General features: G+C 37.5%; 3 protein-coding genes. All 3 read left to right on the top strand.

Annotated features, from left to right (window positions below):
- Positions 1–1,243, top strand: a 1,243-nt coding sequence (locus MiAbW_RS18915) for a tetratricopeptide repeat protein (protein ID WP_151697330.1), incomplete at its 5' end; no start/stop codon positions are given.
- Positions 1,244–1,429: 186 nt separating this feature from the next.
- On the top strand, positions 1,430–1,774 hold the full coding sequence (locus MiAbW_RS18910) for a hypothetical protein (protein ID WP_151697329.1): 345 nt from the start codon (positions 1,430–1,432) through the stop codon (positions 1,772–1,774).
- A gap of 12 nt (positions 1,775–1,786) precedes the next feature.
- Positions 1,787–2,083: a type II toxin-antitoxin system HicB family antitoxin gene (locus MiAbW_RS18905; RefSeq protein ID WP_002763050.1), complete on the top strand. Its 297-nt coding sequence runs from the start codon at positions 1,787–1,789 to the stop codon at positions 2,081–2,083.
- Positions 2,084–2,427 lie beyond the last annotated feature (344 nt).

Raw genomic sequence — 2,427 nt, 5'->3', positions numbered from 1 at the left:
GTATGGGAAGGGATTCGCGTTAGGTCAGTTACGTAAATATCAAACATCTATAGAAGCTTTGCAACAAGCGATTAATACCTTACCTAAAGGGGAAGATTTAAAGAAGTTTCACAGTAGTATTTTACAAAAGCAAAGTGTTGTTTATCGCTATTTAGGTGACTTCTCAAAAATTGCCGGTACAGAAAGAGAAGCCAGAGAAAATTATGAGCAAGCATTAACGGTGATTAATCAGGCGATTTCTCTGGTTCCCAATAACCCCAATCACTATAACGAGAAATATGTAGTATTAAGTCAATTAAAATGGTATGATGAGGGATTAGCGGCGATTACTCAGGCAATTAAGCTCGCTCCCCGTGCTGTTTGGTATTACAATCGGGGGAATCTTTACTATAACCAACAAAAATACGAATTAGCTTTAGCTGACTTCAACAAAGCTATTGACATTAATCCTAATTTTGCTTTGGCTTACAACAATCGGGGGCTTCTTTACTATAACTTGCAGAAATACGAATTAGCCCTCTCTGACTACAGCAAAGCTATTGACATTAATCCTAATTTTGCTTTGGCTTACAACAATCGGGGGCTTCTTTACTATAACTTGCAGAAATACGAATTAGCTTTAGCTGACTACAACCAAGCTATTAGAATTAATCCTAATGATGCTGATGCTTACAACAATCGGGGGGGTCTTTACCATAACCAGCAGAAATACGATTTAGCCCTCTCTGACATCAACAAAGCTATTGAAATTAATCCTAATTTTGCTCTGGCTTACAACAATCGGGGGAATCTTTACCGTCTCCAAGAAAAATACGATTTAGCTTTAGCTGACTGGAACAAAGCTATTAAAATTAATCCTAATTTGGCTAATGCTTACTACAATCGGGGGCTTCTTTACCATAACCAGCAGAAATACGATTTAGCTTTAGCTGACTTCAACAAAGCTATTGACATTAATCCTAATGATGCTGATGCTTACTACAATCGGGGGGTTCTTTACCATAACCAGCAGAAATATGAATTAGCTTTAGCTGACTACACCAATGCTATTGAAATTAATCCTAATTATGCTCTGGCTTACTACAATCGGGGGATTCTTTACAGAGACTTGCGGAAATACGATTTAGCCCTTGCTGATGCCGAAAAAGCCTCAGAATTATATCGTCAACAAGGGAATGAAGCAGGTTATCAACAAGCTCAAAAACTAATCAGCATGATTCGCCAAAAAATGAGTAAAAATTAGAGTCCGTAGGTTGGTTTGAGCGAATAAATAGGTTAAAGAAAACCTCTCAATTCTCAGGAAAAGCGAAACCCAACACCCAAAACCTAAATCTGTCTGAATCTTTTTTTTGGGTTTCCTTGGGTCAACCCAATCGACGATAATTGCTATGATTACTATAGGATTTAAAAAAGTAAGTTGAGGTAAACTATGAAAACTCTATCATTTAAAGACATCCAATTTATTATCGAAGCTCTCGAATCCCTTCTCAAAAATTATAGTGACCGTATTCAACAAATAGAAGCTCTCGAAAACTATGAAGATGAAATTTCAGACTTAAGTAATGATTCTCTATTTTTACAAGAATTAATTACTGACTTACAAAATCAACAAACACAAGAATTGGCTCGACTTGTGCCTGAATTTGATTTGCAAAAAATGTCTTTACAAACATTAATTAAACAAGGAAAAAACCTGTCAATTGAGGAAAAATTAATCTTAGTGGAATCTCTAACTTCATCAATCCGCGAAGAATATAATCTAATGCGAACCTGAAATGAGAAATCAATGATTACTTATTTAGCCACCGTTCATAAAGATAACCATAGTGATTATGGGGTACAATTTTATGACTTTCCGGGTTGTATTAGTGCAGGAGAAACCATCGAAGAAGCGAAAAAAATGGCAACTGAAGCCTTAAAAGGTCATATTTCCTTTATGTTGGCAGATGGGGACGAAATTCCCACCCCTAGCACCCTCGAAACCATTTTAACCGACGCGGATCATCAAGATGCGATCGCTTTTCTACTCATTGAGGTATCAGAAGCTATTTTAAACCATCAGGAATTGTGTGTAAAAAACTAGGTGCAGTCCCTAGCTTGGTTTGAGCGAATAAATATGTTCAAGAAAACCTCTCAATTCTCAGGGAAAAGCGAAACCCAACAGCCAACACCTAAATCTGTCTGAATCTTTTTGTTGGGTTTCCTTGGGTGTATTGTTGGGTTTCGTGCCTCAACCCAACCTACTTTAGTTTCCTTGGGTTTATGGTTGGGTTTCGTGCCTCAACCCAACCTACAGTTTTGTAGCGACTGTCTTGATTGTCAAGGGGTAATTCAAAAAAACTCAAGCAGTTGCCGTAAAACTCAAAATCTCAAGCCGGAAAAAAGCGCAGCAAAAGCTAAGCTGCTCAGGTTAAACCAAAGCAAGCG

The organism is Microcystis aeruginosa NIES-4325, from assembly GCF_008974145.1.
In the GTDB taxonomy this organism is placed as follows: domain Bacteria; phylum Cyanobacteriota; class Cyanobacteriia; order Cyanobacteriales; family Microcystaceae; genus Microcystis; species Microcystis aeruginosa_G.
Note: the sequence above shows the minus strand (reverse complement) of the source record. Positions and strands in the feature narration are given on the sequence as shown.